The organism is Streptomyces sp. NPDC101490 (assembly GCF_044767145.1).
GTDB lineage: Bacteria > Actinomycetota > Actinomycetes > Streptomycetales > Streptomycetaceae > Streptomyces.
The window spans coordinates 184,038-200,726 of the sequence record NZ_JBIWNI010000012.1 but is presented as its reverse complement, the minus strand read 5'-3'; the positions used below and the strand labels follow the sequence as shown (position 1 = coordinate 200,726).

Below are 16,689 nucleotides of genomic sequence, written 5' to 3'. Positions count from 1 at the left end.
TCCGCGATCCTCGAAGCCGCCGAGGAACACCGCGCCGACGTCATCGGAATGTCCGGCCTCCTCGTCAAATCCACCGTCATCATGAAGGAGAACCTCCAGGAACTGAACCAGCGCGAGCTGGCCGCCCGGTACCCGGTGATCCTCGGCGGCGCCGCCCTCACCCGGGCCTACGTCGAACAGGACCTCCACGAGATCTACCAGGGCGAGGTCCGCTACGCCCGGGACGCCTTCGAAGGCCTGCGCCTCATGGACGCCCTGATCGCCGTCAAGCGGGGCGTCCCCGGAGCCGTACTCCCTCCGCTCAAGCAGCGGCGGGTCGCCAAGCAGGACACGGCCGTCCTCCAGGTCGCCGAGCCCGAGCCCGGCGGCCGCTCGGACGTCTCCGTCGACAACCCCGTGCCCACCCCGCCGTTCTGGGGCACCCGGGTCGTCAAGGGCATCCCGCTGAAGGACTACGCCTCCTGGCTCGACGAGGGCGCCCTCTTCAAGGGGCAGTGGGGCCTCAAGCAGAACCGGGCCGGTGACGGCCCCAGCTACGAGGAACTGGTCGAGACGGAGGGCCGCCCCCGGCTGCGCGGCTGGCTGGAGCGCCTGCACACGGAGAACCTCCTGGAAGCGGCCGTCGTCCACGGCTACTTCCCCTGTGTCTCCAAGGGCGACGACCTGATCCTCCTGGACGAGGCGGGCAACGAGCGGACCCGCTTCACCTTCCCCCGCCAGCGCCGGGGCCGCCGCCTCTGCCTCGCGGACTTCTTCCGCCCCGAGGAGTCCGGCGAGACCGATGTCGTCGGCCTCCAGGTCGTCACGGTCGGCTCGAAGATCGGCGAGGCCACCGCCGAGCTCTTCGCCTCCGACTCCTACCGCGACTACCTCGAACTCCACGGCCTCTCCGTACAGCTGGCCGAGGCCCTCGCCGAGTACTGGCACGCGCGCGTCCGGGCCGAGCTGGGCTTCGCGGGCGAGGACCCGGCCGACGTCCGGGACATGTTCGACCTGAAGTACCGGGGAGCCCGCTTCTCCCTCGGCTACGGCGCCTGCCCCGACCTGGAGGACCGCGCGAAGATCGCGGAGCTGCTGCGCCCCGAGCGGATCGGCGTGCACCTCTCGGAGGAGTTCCAGCTCCACCCGGAGCAGTCCACCGACGCCATCGTCATCCACCACCCCGAGGCGAAGTACTTCAACGCACGCTGACACGGGGCCGTGCGGGCGCGGACTCCCGACGGAGGCGCGCCCGCCGACCCCGGGACGGACGCGCACGGGTCGCTCCCGGGCCGGGTGTACGTGCGCCGACGCCCGGCCCGACGCCCGGCCCGACGCCCAGCCCGACGCACGCGGGACGGCTCCGGGCCGGGCGGGCCCACGCCGGTCCCGGGCCGGACGGGCACGAGCCGACTCCGGCCCGGCGCGCACGTACCGGCACGGGGTCGCGCGTCCGCGCGCCGACCCCCGGCCGCAGGCACCTCCACCGACCCCGGCCGGACGTACGCGCACCGGCCGGACGGGCCTGTCCGCACCTGCCGGACGGGCCTGTCCGCACCTGCCGGACGGTGACCGCCCGACCCTGGCCGGAATCAAATCCGCGCGCCTTCGGTGATCCGGACGTACACTGGTCGGTCCAGTGCAGGCCGGTCTCCCTCCCCGTACCGGGGAAGGGGGCCGGCCTTCTCGTCCCCCATGGAGGTGTGCCGGATGACCAGTACGGTCCCCGCTTCCCTTGTCCGTACCGACGGCAGCTCCGCCCTGCAGGCGGTCTTCCTCGACATGGACGGGACCCTCGTCGACACCGAGGGCTTCTGGTGGGACGCGGAGGTCGAGGTCTTCGCCGACCTCGGACACCGGCTGGACGAGGCCTGGCGGGACATCGTCGTCGGCGGTCCGATGACCCGCAGCGCGGGCTACCTCATCGAGTCCACCGGCGCCGACATCACCCTCGACGAGCTGACGGTCCTGCTCAACGAGAAGTTCGAGCAGCGCATCGCCCGCGGTGTCCCGCTGATGCCCGGCGCCGAGCGGCTGCTCGCCGAGCTGGCCCGGCACTCCATCCCGACCGCCCTGGTCTCCGCCTCGCACCGGCGGATCATCGACCGGGTCCTGCACTCCCTCGGCCACGACCGCTTCACGCTCACCGTCGCCGGGGACGAGGTCACCCGGACCAAGCCGCACCCCGAGCCGTATCTGACGGCCGCCAGGGGAGTGGGCGCGGACCCGGCGCTCTGCGCCGTCGTGGAGGACACGGCGACCGGTGTCGCGGCGGCCGAGGCGGCGGGCTGCCGGGTCGTGGCGGTGCCCTCCGTCGCCCCGATCGCCGCCTCTCCCGGCCGGGTCGTCGTCCGCTCCCTCGAAGAGGTCGACGTGCCGTTCCTGCGCACATTGATCACCAGGATCTGAGGATTCCCCCGCCTTCCCGGAGGAATGCCTTTTCCGCCGGGAAAGGGATCAGGCCATTCACCGAAAAGCCCCCTGGGTGACCTTGGTCACCCAGAGTGCTCGCCGGTGGGTGGCCTTCTTCTTGCCCCATACCCGGAACGCCCCGATATCGGTGCCCTCATGTGTCCCGATTCGATCACTGATGTCCGCATCCCCCGACGCATGACTATCGAATCCCACGCATTCATCATCACTCTGCGATTACCCCTCCGTACGGTCCAGAACCGCTTCCCGTACGGAAATGGCGACGCCGCCCACTAATCTTTCGCGAGTACTTCGCCGCATCACCACGCGCACCGGCGCACACCCGGGCCGCCGTGCGCGGGACCGATCGTGACAACGGCCCGGTCGTCCCCGCCCCGACCCGGCGGCCCCCGGCGAAGCCCGACCGCCGCACCCCGTGCCGGATGAGGAGATCGTCCCTGATGAACCGCAAGACCCTGGTGCTGCCGGCCGTGGCCGGAATGCTCGCCCCCCTCCTCACCGCCTGCGGCGGCACGGAGAAACAGGGCGCGATCGTCGTCGGCACCACGGACCAGTTCATCGCCACCGCGAACTCGCCCGCCCCGCTCGACCCGGCCTTCGCCTACGACACCGGCACCTGGAACATCCTGCGCCAGACCGTCCAGACCCTGCTGTACGTGCCCCGCGGCGGCGGCGAGCCCGTCCCCGAGGCCGCCGAGAGCTGCGGATTCTCCGACAGGGCCAGCGAGAGCTACCGCTGCACGCTCCGCCCCGGCCTCACCTTCGCCGACGGCACGCCCCTCACCGCCGAGGACGTGAAGTTCTCCGTCGACCGCGTCCTGAGGATCAAGTCGGACAACGGCACGGCCGCCCTCCTCTCGAACATCGACACCGTCGAGACCCAGGGCTCCGACCAGGTCGTCTTCCACCTCAAGGCGCCCGACGCCACCTTCCCGTACAAGCTCTCCACCCCGGTCGCGGGCATCCTCAGCAAGGACAAGTACGCCCCGGGCAAGCTCCGCGAGGGCTTCGACGTCGACGGCTCCGGCCCGTACACCGTGAAGACCGAGCGCGACGGCGGGAAGGCCACCCGCTTCGTCTTCACCAGGAACCCCGCCTACAAGGGCGACATCACCCCGCGCAACGACAAGGTCGAACTGCGCTCCTTCGCCGACGCGGGCGCCATGGGCAAGGCCCTGGAGAGCAAGGGCATCGACATGATGGCCCGCTCCCTCTCCCAGCGGCAGATCAAGGACCTCACCGAGAAGCCCCGGGAAGGCATCGAGCTGGTCGAGGTCCCCAGCCTGGAGATCCGCTACCTCGGCTTCGACACCAAGGCCCCCTCCGTCCGGGAGAAGGCCGTCCGCCAGGCCATGGCCGCCGTCATCGACCGGGGCGCCCTCGTCAACCTGGTCTACGGCCCCACCGCCGAACCGCTCTACTCGCTGATCCCCTCCAGCATCACCGGCCACGCCACCCCTTTCTACGACAAGTACGGCGAGCCCGACCGCGACCGCGCCGCAGAGATCCTCAAGGACGCGGGCGTGCGGACCCCGGTGAAGATCACCCTGAACTACACCACCGACCACTACGGCGCCGAGACCGCCCAGGAGTTCCAGACGCTCAGGAAGCAGCTCGTCGCCAGCGAACTCTTCGACGCCACCGTCAAGGGCGCCGAGTGGTCCACCTTCCGCCCCGCCCAGAAGCGCGGCGACTACGCCGTCTACGGACTCGGCTGGTTCCCGGACTACCCGGACCCGGACAACTACATCGCCCCGTTCCTCGGCCACGACAACTTCCTCAACACCCCGTACGTCAACAAGGTCGTCCGCGACCAGCTCATCCCGCGCTCGCGCCGCGAGGCCGACCGCCCCGCCGCGACCGAGGTCTACCAGCGGATCCAGAAGATCGTCGCCGAGGACGTCCCCGTCCTGCCGCTCTGGCAGGGCAAGCAGTACGTCGCCGCCCGCGACGACCTCAACGGAGTCGAGTACTCCCTCAGCACCTCCTCCGACCTGCTGCTCTGGGAGCTCGGCCGGGGCACCGTCTGACCCGCTCCGACAGGGCGCCCGCACCGGCGCCGGTCGACGGGGCGAGGACCCCCCCACCCGACTCTGCCCCACCCCGCCCGGCCTCCGGCCGGTACGACGAAGGGGGGCCCGGCACCCGCCGGACCCCCCTCCGCCACCACCGCTACTGGCCGTTCGCGCCGGGCCGCACCAGACCGCTCTCGTACGCGTACACCGCGGCCTGCACCCGGTCCCGCAGCCCCAGCTTCGTCAGCACATGCCCCACATGCGTCTTCACCGTCGTCTCGCTGACGAACAGATCCGCCGCGATCTCCGCGTTCGACAAGCCCCGCGCCACCAGCTTCAGGACCTCCACCTCACGGTCCGTCAGGGTGTTCAGCGTGTCCGGGACCTGCTCCTCGCCCGTCGGCAGATGCGCCGAGTACTTGTCCAGGAGCCGACGCGTGATCGACGGCGCCAGCATCGCCTCACCCGCCGCCACCACCCGGATCGCCTGCACCAGCTCGTTCGCCGGGGCGTCCTTCAGGAGGAAGCCGCTCGCCCCCGCCCGCAGCGCCTCCACCACGTACTCGTCCAGGTCGAAGGTCGTCAGGACCAGCACCTTCGCCGGACCGTCCCGCCCCGGACCGGTGATCTGCCGGGTCGCCTCCACCCCGTCCATCCGGGGCATCCGGATGTCCATGAGCACCACGTCCGGCTGGAGCGCCCGCACCTGGTCCTGCGCCTGGAGACCGTCCCCGGCCTCACCCACCACCGCGATGTCCTGCTCCGCCTCCAGAATCATCCGGAAGCCGGTGCGCAGCAGCGGCTGATCGTCGACCAAGAGGACGCGGATCGTCACAAGGGCTCCTTCAGGGGACTCTGCTCACGAGGACGCCGGGGCCACTAGACCACCGGCGGGGCCGGGTCCATTCTGCCCTGCCCCGATTCGCCCGACTCCGCCGGGCGCGCAGAAACGATCTTCAACGGATAGACCGGGGGAGTCCCCCCGAACTCCGGACACACCGCCCGGTGGTCGCACCAGCCGCACAGCTTCGTCGGACGCGCCCGCCAGTCACCCGACTCCGTCGCCGACGAGATCGCCTCCCACAGCGCCAGCACCTTCCGCTCCACCCGACGCAGATCCGCCTCCACCGGGTCGTACGTGAGCACCTCACCACTGCCCAGGTACACCAGCTGCAGACGGCGCGGGATCACCCCCCGCAGCCGCCACACCACCAGCGCGTAGAACGTCATCTGGAACAGCGCGCCGTCCCGGTACTCCGGCCGCGGCGCCTTCCCCGTCTTGTAGTCGACGATCCGCACCTCACCCGAGGGCGCCACGTCGATCCGGTCGATCACCCCGCGCAGCCGCAGCCCCGAATCCAGCTCCGTCTCCACGAACAGCTCGCGCTCGGCCGGCTCCAGACGCGTCGGGTCCTCCAGCGTGAACCACCGCTCGACCAGCCGCTCCGCCTCACCCAGCCACTCCGCGAGCCGCGTCCCGCCCAGATCCTCCGCGAACAGCTCGCCCAGCTCGGGCCTGGCCTCCAGGAGCCGGTCCCACTGCCGCGGCACCATCGCCCGCGCCCGCGGCGCCGTCCGGTCCACCGCCGGATCGTCGAAGAGCCGCTCCAGCACGGCGTGCACCAGCGTCCCCCGGGTCGCCGCCTCGCTCGGCCTCTCCGGCAGCCGGTCGATCACCCGGAACCGGTACAGCAGCGGACACTGCATGAAATCGCTCGCCCGCGACGGCGACAACGACATGGGTGCCCGGGGCTCCGGGGACACCTGCTCGCTCGTACTCATGACGAAGACCCTACGACCCGCCACCGACAACCGGCGGCATACCATCGACCTGGGACCCCGTCGCGCCTCATGATCGAACCGTGACGCACCGACGTGGTCACACCATGCGACGAAAGGAACCCGTGAACCAGGACGAGCCCAAGCCGCAGCGGACCGGAGAGCCCGGCGGAGGCATCCTCATGGGCCGCCCCTTCGGCGTGCCCGTCTACGTCGCCCCCAGCTGGTTCCTCGTCGCCGCCCTCATCACCTGGGTGTTCGGCGACCAGATCCAGCGCGTCCTGCCCGAACTCGGCGCCGCGCGCTATCTCGTCTCCCTCTTCTTCGCCATCGCCTTCTACGCCTCCGTGCTCGTCCACGAACTCGCGCACACCATCGCCGCGCTCCGCTTCAAGCTCCCCGTGCGCCGCATCCAGCTCCAGTTCTTCGGCGGCGTCTCCGAGATCGAGAAGGAGACCGAGACCCCCGGCCGCGAATTCGTCCTCGCCTTCGTCGGCCCCCTCCTCTCCCTCGTCCTCGCCGGTGTGTTCTACCTCTCCCTCTACGCCGTCGAGCCCGGCACCGTCCCCGGTGTCCTCGTCGCCGGACTGATGATCTCCAACCTGATCGTCGCGGTCTTCAACCTGCTCCCCGGCCTGCCCCTGGACGGCGGCCGGATGCTCCGCGCGGTCATCTGGAAGATCACCGGCAACGCCATGACCGGCACCGTCGCCGCCGCCTGGGTCGGCCGCGCCCTCGCCGTCCTCGTCCTCATCGGCCTGCCGCTGCTCACCCGCACCGGCTTCCTCGGCAACTCCACCGCCGACATCGGCGGCTTCGAGACCGTCACCGACGCCCTGCTCGCCGCGATCCTCGCCGCGATCATCTGGACCGGCGCGGGCAACAGCCTCCGCGTGGCCCGGCTGCGCGAACACCTCCCCGAGCTCCGCGCCCGCAGCCTCACCCGCCGCGCCATCCCCGTCGAACCCACCACCCCGCTCTCCGAGGCCCTCCGCCGCGCCAACGAGTCCGGCGCCCGCGCCCTCGTCGTCGTCGACGGCCACGGCGACCCCACCGGCATCGTCCGCGAGACCGCCATCGCCGCCGTCCCCGAGCACCGCCGCCCCTGGGTCGCCGTCAGCACCCTCACCCAGGACCTCGCCGACGGCATGAGGGTCCCCGCCGAACTCACCGGGCAGCCCCTCCTCGACCACCTCCGCGCCAGCCCCGCCACCGAGTACCTCGTCGTCGAGCAGACCGGCGAGATCTACGGAGTCCTCTCCACCACCGACGTCGAGCGGGCCTTCGTGCAGGCCATGGCGCGACCCTCCTCGTAACACCGGTACTCTGGTCGAATGTCTGAACCGACCGGTGCCGCCCGCCGTCGCGGCCCCTTCAAGGTCGGGGACCAGGTCCAGCTCACCGACCCCAAGGGACGCCACTACACGTTCACGCTCGAGGCCGGGAAGAACTTCCACACCCACAAGGGTTCCTTCCCCCACGACGAGCTGATCGGTGCTCCCGAGGGCAGTGTTGTCCGTACCACGGGAAACGTCGCCTACCTCGCGCTGCGCCCCCTGCTCCCCGACTACGTCCTGTCCATGCCCCGCGGCGCCGCCGTGGTCTACCCGAAGGACGCGGGGCAGATCCTCGCCTTCGCCGACATCTTCCCCGGCGCGCGCGTCGTCGAGGCGGGCGTGGGCTCCGGATCGCTCAGCAGCTTCCTGCTCCGCGCCATCGGAGACAGCGGCATGCTGCACTCCTACGAGCGCCGCGAGGACTTCGCCGAGATCGCGAAGGGCAACGTCGAGCGCTACTTCGGCGGCCCGCACCCCGCGTGGCAGCTGACCGTCGGCGACCTCCAGGACAACCTGTCCGACACCGAGGTCGACCGGGTCATCCTGGACATGCTCGCTCCCTGGGAGTGCCTGGAGGCCGTCTCCAAGGCGCTCGTCCCCGGCGGCATCCTCTGCTGCTACGTGGCGACCACCACCCAGCTCGCCCGCACCGTGGAGTCCATCCGCGAGTTCGGCTGCTACGCCGAGCCGCAGCCGTGGGAATCCATGATCCGCAACTGGCACGTCGAGGGCCTTGCCGTCCGCCCCGATCACCGCATGATCGGCCACACCGGCTTCCTCGTCACCGCCCGTCGCCTCGCGGACGGGGTCGAGCCCCCGATGCGCCGCCGCCGTCCCGCCAAGGGCGCCTACGGCGAGGACTACGAAGGCCCCAACAAGGGCTGACGTCCCGACATCCACGGCACGCCGCCGTCGAGTTCCCCGCCCCGCGCGCGGAGACCCGACGGCGGCGTCCTCACGTTCCGGCCCCTGAGCGGAACGGTCCCCGCCGGGCGGGAGACCGTCCCCGCCGGGCCCCACCCCGGATGTTCCGTCCCCCTGTGACGTGTGGCACGATGCCGGGAAACCGCCGCACACCCCCTCAGGAGACGTCTCGCGTGCAGCCCTCCGCCGCCCCGGACCTCGCGGACCTCGCCCACACCCGCGCCCGGCCGGCCCACTGGCTGGCCACCGCGACCGTGACCGCCGCGGTCGTCGCCCTCGCCGGACTGCTCCAGCCCGGTTCCGCCGGAGCGGGCACCGCCCCCGCGGCCCCGCGCCCGGCGCCCGCGCCGCAGGCCGCCGGAGTCTCCTACCCGCTGGAGTGCCGGGGCGCCGCCCACACCGTCGCCCGGCAGGCGTCCGGGGACCTCGACGGGGACGGCGACCCCGAGACCGTTGCGGTCGTGCACTGCGAAGCGGGCTCCGGCACCCCGCCGAGCGGCGTCTACGTCCTCACCCGGGGCAAGGGGGCGGGAGCACCCGCGCGCGTGGTGGCCACGCTCGTCGCGCCGGGACTGCACAAGAGCGTCGCCCGGCTCGCCGTACGCGACGGGGCTGTCCACGCCACCCTGCTCGGATACTCGTCCCTCGACGTCCCCAGCTGCTGCCCCGACGAGGAGGAGCAGGTCAGCTGGCGCTGGAAGGGCGGCGCCTTCGTGCGCTCCGGACCGGCCGACGCGTACGGCGCCTGACCCTCACTCCGCGTCGGGGCCGTACACCTCGACCCGGTCCGTGACCCGGCGCACATGGATGCAGTCGCCGGGACACTCCTTCGCGGAGTCCACCACGTCCTGGAGCAGGGTCAGCGGCACCGGGGTGGTGGCGCCCACGTCCTGGAGCAGTTCGTCGTCCGCGCTCTTCACATAAGCGAGCCCGTCGATGTCCAGCTCGAAGACCTCGGGAGCGTACTGCGCACAGATCCCGTCCCCGGTGCACAGGTCCTGGTCGATCCAGACCTCCAGCGCCTCCTCGGCGTCCGTGGACGGAACCTCGTGCTGCACGGTCATATCTCCTGCCGTTTCTGCTTCGCGTTCTGCTTCTCGCGGGTAAGTCGGGCCGACCCGGAAGGGTGTTGACCTACGACGACGATACAACCGCCCGCTTTCAAGCCGCGAAGGGTGGGTATTCCCCTGGCGAGAGGGGAAGCGCAAGGGTGAAGATCGGACACTCCTCAGAGTCTTTTTGATCTAGGGGTTTCAATCACCACCCACGCAGGTAGGGTCAGGAAGCGTCCAGCTCCCCTTGGAGGAGGTGAGGACCGTGGCAGCCCACGACGACGACATCAACCGCGGCATCCGGCCGGGGCGGGGGTCTGAGGACCCCGCCGGCCAGGTTGCCTATCTCGAGCAGGAAATCGCCGTCCTGCGCCGCAAGCTCGCCGACTCTCCGCGTCATACGAGGATTCTCGAAGAGCGGATCGTCGAGCTGCAGACGAGTCTGGCCGGTGTGTCCGCGCAGAACGAACGACTCGCGAACACGCTTCGTGAGGCCCGCGACCAGATCGTGGCCCTCAAGGAGGAGGTCGACCGGCTCGCACAGCCGCCGGCCGGATTCGGTGTCTTCCTGCAGGCCAATGAGGACGGCACGTGCGACATCTTCACCGGGGGCCGCAAGCTCCGGGTGAACGTCAGCCCGAGCATCGAGCTCGATGAGCTCAGGCGCGGCCAGGAAGTCATGCTCAACGAGGCGCTCAACGTGGTCGAGGCCATGCAGTTCGAGCGTGCCGGGGACATCGTCACCCTCAAGGAAGTCCTTGAGGACGGCGAGCGGGCCCTGGTGGTGGGGCACACCGACGAGGAGCGGGTGGTGAGGCTCGCCGAGCCTCTGCTGGACGTCACCATCCGCCCCGGCGACGCCCTGCTGCTCGACTCCAGGTCCGGCTACGTCTACGAGGTGGTCCCCAAGAGCGAGGTCGAAGAGCTCGTTCTGGAAGAGGTCCCGGACGTCGACTACGAGAAGATCGGCGGCCTGGGCAACCAGATCGAGCTGATCCGCGACGCGGTCGAGCTGCCCTACCTCCACCCGGACCTCTTCAAGGAGCACGAACTGCGGCCGCCGAAGGGCATCCTGCTCTACGGACCGCCCGGCTGCGGCAAGACGCTGATCGCGAAGGCCGTGGCCAACTCCCTGGCCAAGAAGGTCGCCGAGGTGACCGGACAGCCCGCGGGGAAGTCGTACTTCCTCAACATCAAGGGACCCGAGCTCCTCAACAAGTACGTCGGCGAGACCGAGCGGCACATCCGCCTGGTCTTCCAGCGTGCCCGGGAGAAGGCGAGCGAGGGCACCCCCGTCATCGTCTTCTTCGACGAGATGGAATCGCTCTTCCGGACCCGTGGCTCCGGTGTCAGCTCGGACGTGGAGAACACCATCGTCCCGCAGCTGCTCGCCGAGATCGACGGCGTGGAGGGCCTGGAGAACGTCATCGTCATCGGCGCCTCCAACCGCGAGGACATGATCGACCCCGCGATCCTGCGGCCCGGCCGTCTCGACGTCAAGATCAAGATCGAGCGTCCGGACGCGGAGGCGGCGAAGGACATCTTCGCCAAGTACCTGACGGCCTCCCTGCCGCTCCACCCGGACGACATCTCCGAGCACAGCGGCTCGAAGGCGGCCGCCGCCCACGGAATGATCCAGTCCGTCGTGGAGCAGATGTACGCGGAATCCGAGGAGAACCGCTTCCTCGAAGTCACGTACGCCAACGGCGACAAGGAAGTCCTGTACTTCAAGGACTTCAACTCCGGCGCGATGATCCAGAACATCGTCGACCGGGCCAAGAAGATGGCCATCAAGGCCTTCCTCGACCACAACCAGAAGGGCATCCGGGTCTCCCACCTCCTCCAGGCGTGCGTGGACGAGTTCAAGGAGAACGAGGACCTGCCCAACACCACCAACCCCGACGACTGGGCCCGGATCTCCGGAAAGAAGGGAGAGCGGATCGTGTACATCCGCACTCTCGTCACCGGAAAGCAGGGCGCGGACACCGGACGCTCCATCGACACGGTGGCCAATACCGGCCAGTACCTGTAGAACGCCCACCGGCTGCGGATGTCCGGAAACCGGGCATCCGCAGCCGTCGCATTTCCCCTCCGGCAATTCCCGCCGGTCCGGAAAACACCGCAAGTGATCTCCACACAGGCGCGGAGCCGTTCTAGGCTCTTCGGTGAAGCCGAGCCGCGCACAGTGAGCGCCGCCGGGCAAGGAGGGCCGCATGACCGTACGGCGAGTGATGGGCATCGAGACGGAGTACGGGATCTCCGTCCCGGGACACCCGAACGCCAATGCCATGCTCACCTCGTCCCAGATCGTCAACGCCTACGCGGCGGCGATGCACCGGGCGCGCCGCGCCCGCTGGGACTTCGAGGAGGAGAACCCGCTGCGGGACGCCCGCGGCTTCGACCTCGCCCGCGAGGTGGCCGACTCCAGCCAGCTCACCGACGAGGACATCGGCCTGGCCAATGTGATCCTCACCAACGGGGCCCGGCTCTACGTCGACCACGCCCACCCCGAGTACAGCTCGCCCGAGGTCACCAACCCGCGCGACGCCGTCCTCTGGGACAAGGCGGGCGAGCGGATCATGGCCGAGGCCGCCGAGCGCGCCGCGCAGCTCCCCGGCGCCCAGCCGATCCACCTGTACAAGAACAACACCGACAACAAGGGCGCCTCGTACGGCACGCACGAGAACTACCTGATGAAGCGGGAGACCCCCTTCTCGGACATCGTGCGCCACCTCACCCCCTTCTTCGTCTCCCGCCAGGTGGTGACCGGCGCGGGCCGGGTCGGCATCGGCCAGGACGGCCGGGAGGACGGCTTCCAGATCAGCCAGCGCGCCGACTACTTCGAGGTCGAGGTGGGGCTGGAGACCACCCTGAAGCGGCCCATCATCAACACCCGGGACGAGCCGCACGCCGACGCGGAGAGATACCGCCGCCTGCACGTGATCATCGGCGACGCGAACCTCTCGGAGATCTCGACGTACCTGAAGCTCGGCACCACGGCGCTGGTCCTGTCGATGATCGAGGACGGGTTCATCACCGTGGACCTCGCCGTCGACCAGCCCGTACGCACCCTCCACCAGGTCTCGCACGATCCGTCGCTCCAGTACCTGGTCACGCTCCGCAGCGGCCGGACGCTCACCGCCGTACAGCTTCAGATGGAGTACTTCGAGCTGGCCAGGAAGTACGTGGACGAGCGGTACGGTTCGGACGCCGACGAGCAGACCAAGGACGTCCTGACCCGCTGGGAGGACACGCTCAACCGGCTGGAGAACGACCCGATGAGCCTGGCGGGCGAGCTGGACTGGATCGCCAAGCGGGAGCTCATGGAGGGCTACCGGCGCCGGGACGGCCTGGACTGGGACGCGGCCCGGCTGCATCTGGTCGACCTCCAGTACGCGGACGTGCGTCCCGAGAAGGGCCTGTACAACCGTCTGGCGGCCCGGGGGCGGATGAAGCGGCTCCTGGACGAGACCGAGGTGGAGCGGGCGGAGACGGCGCCTCCGGAGGACACCAGGGCCTACTTCCGGGGCCGCTGCCTGGCGCAGTACGCCGATGACGTCGCCGCGGCCTCCTGGGACTCGGTGATCTTCGACCTGCCCGGCCGGGACTCGCTCCAGCGCGTGCCGACCCTGGAGCCGCTGCGCGGCACCAAGGCCCATGTGAAATCGCTCCTGGACCGCTGCCGGACCGCTGAGGAACTGGTCCGCGTGCTGTCGGGCGGATGATCGGGAGCCGGAATCGGGCCTGAAAGGACCCGGTCCTGGGAATCATGGAAGCAGTGCCCGGACGTTGTGGAAACTGCGGGGCCGATGTCGGACCCGCCCTATAGGGTCTGATCTTGAAGGACTCGACCGAGCGGGCCGATTCGAGCGGGGTGAGGGATATGGCGACCAAGGACACCGGCGGCGGACAGCAGAAGGCGACGCGTTCCACGGAGGAGGCCGAGGAGACCACCACGGAGGTGAGCTCCGACCTCCAGGAGCGCCAGGAGAAGCTCAGCGACGACGTGGACTCCGTCCTGGACGAGATCGACGACGTCCTCGAGGAGAACGCCGAGGACTTCGTCCGGAGCTTCGTGCAGAAGGGCGGCGAGTAGCCGCTCCACGCGCCTTGTGGTCCTCCGTCCCCGGAGCCGCGGTGAAAGCCGTGGCTCCGGGGACGGATGACAAGCGGTGGCACGGGTAAGGTCCGTGCACAGCAATCAAGATCGGCCGGCGCACTCACACGGCGGGCCGACTCTCCCACCCGGAAGGAATCGCGTGGAAGCCAATTCTCGTACCACCGGGCGTCTGCCGGCGGCCTTCCTGACGCCGGGCTCGTCCTCGTTCATCGACTTTCTGGCGGACCACTCGCCGGAGCTGCTGCCGGGCGGCAGGAAGCTCCCGGAGGGGATCGTCGAGGCCCCGCACGGGACGACCATCGTGGCGGCCACGTTCGCCGGTGGTGTGGTGCTCGCCGGTGACCGCCGGGCCACCATGGGCAACATGATCGCGCAGCGGGACATCGAGAAGGTGTTCCCGGCCGACGAGTTCTCCGCCGTCGGCATCGCCGGCACCGCCGGTCTCGCCGTGGAGATGGTCAAGCTGTTCCAGCTGGAGCTGGAGCACTTCGAGAAGGTGGAGGGCGTCACGCTCTCCCTGGAGGGCAAGGCGAACCGTCTCTCCACCATGATCCGGGGCAATCTGGGCATGGCCATGCAGGGGCTCGCCGTCGTCCCGCTCTTCGCGGGCTGGGACGAGGCCAAGGAGAAGGGCCGGATCTTCTCCTACGACGTCACCGGCGGCCGTTCCGAGGAACACGGGTACGCCGCGACCGGCTCCGGTTCGATCTTCGCCCGCGGGTCGATGAAGAAGCTCTACCGCTCCGACCTGACCGAGGAGCAGGCCACCACCCTGGTCGTGCAGGCGCTCTACGACGCGGCGGACGACGACTCGGCGACCGGCGGTCCCGACCTCGCGCGCGGGATCTTCCCCATCGTCACGGTCATCACGGAGGACGGATACCGCAGGCTCACCGAGCCGGAGTCCTCGGCACTGGCCCGGTCGGTCACCGAGCGGCGCCTGGAGCAGCCCGACGGGCCGCGCGCCGCCCTGCTCTGACCACCCGCCGCCCGACAGCAGCCCAGAAGAAAGGGACGGACCGCCGGTGTCCACTCCGTTCTACGTCTCACCCCAGCAGGCCATGGCCGACCGGGCGGAGTACGCCCGCAAGGGCATCGCCCGAGGCCGCAGCCTGGTCGTCCTCCAGTACACCGACGGGATCGTCTTCGTCGGCGAGAACCCGTCGCGCGCGCTGCACAAGTTCAGCGAGATCTACGACCGGATCGGCTTCGCGGCCGCCGGCAAGTACAACGAGTACGAGAACCTCCGGATCGGCGGCGTCCGCTACGCCGACCTGCGGGGCTACACCTACGACCGGGACGACGTGACCGCGCGCGGCCTGGCCAACGTCTACGCCCAGACGCTGGGGACGATCTTCTCCAGCGCGGGGGAGAAGCCGTACGAGGTGGAGCTGGTCGTCGCCGAGGTCGGCGCCGAGCCGGACGGGGACCAGATCTACCGGCTCCCGCACGACGGCTCGATCGTGGACGAGCACGGTTCGGTCGCCGTCGGCGGCAACGCGGAGCAGATCAGCACCTTCCTGGACCAGCGGCACCGGGACGGGATGTCGCTGGCCGAGGCCCTGAAGCTGGCCGTGCAGGCGCTGTCCCGCGACACCAACGGCACGGAGCGGGAGATTCCCGCCGAGCGCCTGGAGGTGGCGGTCCTGGACCGCACGCGCCCGCAGCAGCGCAAGTTCAAGCGGATCGTCGGCCGTCAGCTGAGCCGTCTCCTGGAGGCGGACAACGCGGCGGCGACGAAGACGGACGAGCCCTCGGACGAGGCTCCCGAGGAGTAGACGCTCCCCTTCGGAGGGCCCCGGTGCGCCTGTGCGGACCGGGGCCCTCCGGCGCGCCCGGCCCGTCGCTGGAGCCGTGCCGTGCTCCTTCCGGCCGCCGGGAGCCCGCTCGGACGTCCGGTGGCCGAGGCGCTCAGAGAGCCGGTGCGGGCCCCGAGGAGCCGCGCGGGACCAGGGAGACCGGCAGGAGGTCGGGACGGGCCGGTTCGCCCGCCAGGACGGCGAGGAGGGCCGTCATGCCCCGCTCCCCGATGTGCTCGGCGGGCAGCCCCACGGTGGTCAGCTCGGGCTCGACGGCGGTGGCCAGGGCCAGATCGTCGAAGCCGGTGACCGAGACGTCCTCGGGGACGCGCAGCCCCAGCCGCCGCAGGGCCTTGCAGGCTCCGGCGGCCAGGATGTCGTCGTCGCAGACCAGGGCGGTGGGCCGGGGTCCGGGACCGTCGAAGGCACGCTCGACGGCGGCCATCGCGCCGTGCACGTCGAGCGGGGCGCGGACGGTCCGCACCGACACGTCCGCGAGGCACTCCGCGAGCGCGGCGGCGCGGACGTCGAAGGTCCACGACGGCACGGCCGAGGCGAGGTGGGTGAAGCGCCGGTGGCCGAGGGCCAGCAGGTGCGCGGTGACCTGGCGCATCCCGTCGGCGACGTCCAGGTTGACGTGGGCGGCGGCAGCGGCGTCCGCCGGGTCGCTGTCGAGCATCACCAGGGGCAGGTCGGTGCCCCGGAAGGCCTTGAGGGCGTCTGTGGCCATGGACGAGGCGATGACGCCGTCGAGGGCGGCGCGGGCCGAGGCGAAGGGGTCCCTCGCGGGGCCGACGCCGTCGGGGGAGGGGTACAGGACCACGCCGAAGCCGTGCCGGGCGGCGACGGTCGCGGCCCCGGTGTAGACCCGGGCGAAGAACTCGTTGGTGAGGGCGGGGACCACCAGCAGGGCCGTACGCGTGCGGCCCAGCCGCAGATTGCGGGCGGCGAGGTTGGGCCGGTAGCCGAGGGTTCTGGCGGCCTCCCGCACCGATGCGGCGGTGCGCTCCGAGACCCGGCCGCGCCACTTGTCGCCGAGCACCAGGGAGACGGTGGCCTGCGAGACGCCCGCGGTCCGTGCCACGTCCCGGCTGGTGGGGCGGGCGCCGCCGAACGGCTCCGGGGTCTGCGGCTCCGGGATCTGCACACAAGCCTCCGCGTCGGACGTGCCGGGTCCCGGGAGGACCCGGCCCGGTCGCGGGGTGGACCCCCGTACAGCCGACATGGTACGTATGACGTCGGACGTTATAC

Annotated in this window: 15 protein-coding genes; 11 read left to right on the top strand and 4 right to left on the bottom strand. The window is 70.6% G+C overall.

The window, feature by feature from the left end; genetic code table 11:
- From ACIRQY_RS22415 to ACIRQY_RS22405, 3 genes are all read left to right on the top strand, one after another.
- On the top strand, positions 1-1,191 hold a 1,191-nt coding region (locus ACIRQY_RS22415; protein ID WP_403928274.1), incomplete at its 5' end, for a vitamin B12 dependent-methionine synthase activation domain-containing protein.
- Between the two features lie 498 nt (positions 1,192-1,689).
- Positions 1,690-2,388 (top strand): HAD family phosphatase, encoded by a 699-nt coding sequence (locus tag ACIRQY_RS22410; protein WP_351792295.1) that lies wholly within the window; start codon positions 1,690-1,692, stop codon positions 2,386-2,388.
- 464 nt (positions 2,389-2,852) lie between these two features.
- Positions 2,853-4,442 carry an ABC transporter substrate-binding protein gene (locus ACIRQY_RS22405; RefSeq protein WP_403928271.1) on the top strand — a complete coding sequence of 530 codons (1,590 nt, stop codon included), beginning with the start codon at positions 2,853-2,855 and terminating at the stop codon, positions 4,440-4,442.
- Positions 4,443-4,584: 142 nt separating this feature from the next.
- Here the strand turns inward: ACIRQY_RS22405 and ACIRQY_RS22400 are convergent, their stop codons facing one another.
- Positions 4,585-5,262 carry a response regulator transcription factor gene (locus tag ACIRQY_RS22400; RefSeq protein ID WP_073915076.1) on the bottom strand — a complete coding sequence of 226 codons (678 nt, stop codon included), beginning with the start codon at positions 5,260-5,262 and terminating at the stop codon, positions 4,585-4,587.
- Between the two features lie 44 nt (positions 5,263-5,306).
- Positions 5,307-6,209 (bottom strand): RecB family exonuclease, encoded by a 903-nt coding sequence (locus tag ACIRQY_RS22395; RefSeq protein WP_403928269.1) that lies wholly within the window; start codon positions 6,207-6,209, stop codon positions 5,307-5,309.
- Positions 6,210-6,313: 104 nt separating this feature from the next.
- On the opposite strand from ACIRQY_RS22395, the gene ACIRQY_RS22390 reads away from it, so the two are divergent.
- The 3 genes from ACIRQY_RS22390 (at position 6,314) to ACIRQY_RS22380 (ending at position 9,216) form a co-directional block, all read left to right on the top strand.
- Complete coding sequence (locus tag ACIRQY_RS22390; RefSeq protein ID WP_351792309.1) at positions 6,314-7,522, top strand: site-2 protease family protein; 1,209 nt, start codon at positions 6,314-6,316, stop codon at positions 7,520-7,522.
- An 18-nt stretch (positions 7,523-7,540) separates the two neighbouring features.
- Entirely contained in the window at positions 7,541-8,428 is an 888-nt protein-coding gene (locus tag ACIRQY_RS22385; protein WP_351792286.1) for a tRNA (adenine-N1)-methyltransferase, read from the top strand.
- Between the two features lie 170 nt (positions 8,429-8,598).
- Complete coding sequence (locus tag ACIRQY_RS22380; RefSeq protein ID WP_403928265.1) at positions 8,599-9,216, top strand: hypothetical protein; 618 nt, start codon at positions 8,599-8,601, stop codon at positions 9,214-9,216.
- Between the two features lie 3 nt (positions 9,217-9,219).
- Here the strand turns inward: ACIRQY_RS22380 and ACIRQY_RS22375 are convergent, their stop codons facing one another.
- A complete protein-coding gene (locus ACIRQY_RS22375) occupies positions 9,220-9,531 on the bottom strand; it encodes a ferredoxin (protein WP_351792280.1) in 312 nt (103 codons plus the stop codon).
- 253 nt (positions 9,532-9,784) lie between these two features.
- Between ACIRQY_RS22375 and arc the strand changes: the two genes are divergently transcribed.
- From arc to prcA, 5 genes are all read left to right on the top strand, one after another.
- The gene (gene arc / locus ACIRQY_RS22370) at positions 9,785-11,551 is read left to right on the top strand and encodes a proteasome ATPase (RefSeq protein ID WP_403928260.1); all 1,767 of its coding nucleotides are present in this window, start codon (positions 9,785-9,787) and stop codon (positions 11,549-11,551) included.
- A 181-nt stretch (positions 11,552-11,732) separates the two neighbouring features.
- Complete coding sequence (dop, locus tag ACIRQY_RS22365) at positions 11,733-13,244, top strand: depupylase/deamidase Dop (protein WP_403928258.1); 1,512 nt, start codon at positions 11,733-11,735, stop codon at positions 13,242-13,244.
- A 158-nt stretch (positions 13,245-13,402) separates the two neighbouring features.
- Complete coding sequence (locus ACIRQY_RS22360) at positions 13,403-13,615, top strand: ubiquitin-like protein Pup (protein WP_351792306.1); 213 nt, start codon at positions 13,403-13,405, stop codon at positions 13,613-13,615.
- Between the two features lie 163 nt (positions 13,616-13,778).
- Complete coding sequence (prcB, locus tag ACIRQY_RS22355; RefSeq protein ID WP_351792272.1) at positions 13,779-14,618, top strand: proteasome subunit beta; 840 nt, start codon at positions 13,779-13,781, stop codon at positions 14,616-14,618.
- 46 nt (positions 14,619-14,664) lie between these two features.
- The gene (gene prcA, locus ACIRQY_RS22350; RefSeq protein ID WP_351792269.1) at positions 14,665-15,417 is read left to right on the top strand and encodes a proteasome subunit alpha; all 753 of its coding nucleotides are present in this window, start codon (positions 14,665-14,667) and stop codon (positions 15,415-15,417) included.
- Positions 15,418-15,550: 133 nt separating this feature from the next.
- Here the strand turns inward: prcA and ACIRQY_RS22345 are convergent, their stop codons facing one another.
- Positions 15,551-16,585: a LacI family DNA-binding transcriptional regulator gene (locus ACIRQY_RS22345; RefSeq protein WP_403928254.1), complete on the bottom strand. Its 1,035-nt coding sequence runs from the start codon at positions 16,583-16,585 to the stop codon at positions 15,551-15,553.
- Between the last annotated feature and the right edge of the window lie 104 nt (positions 16,586-16,689).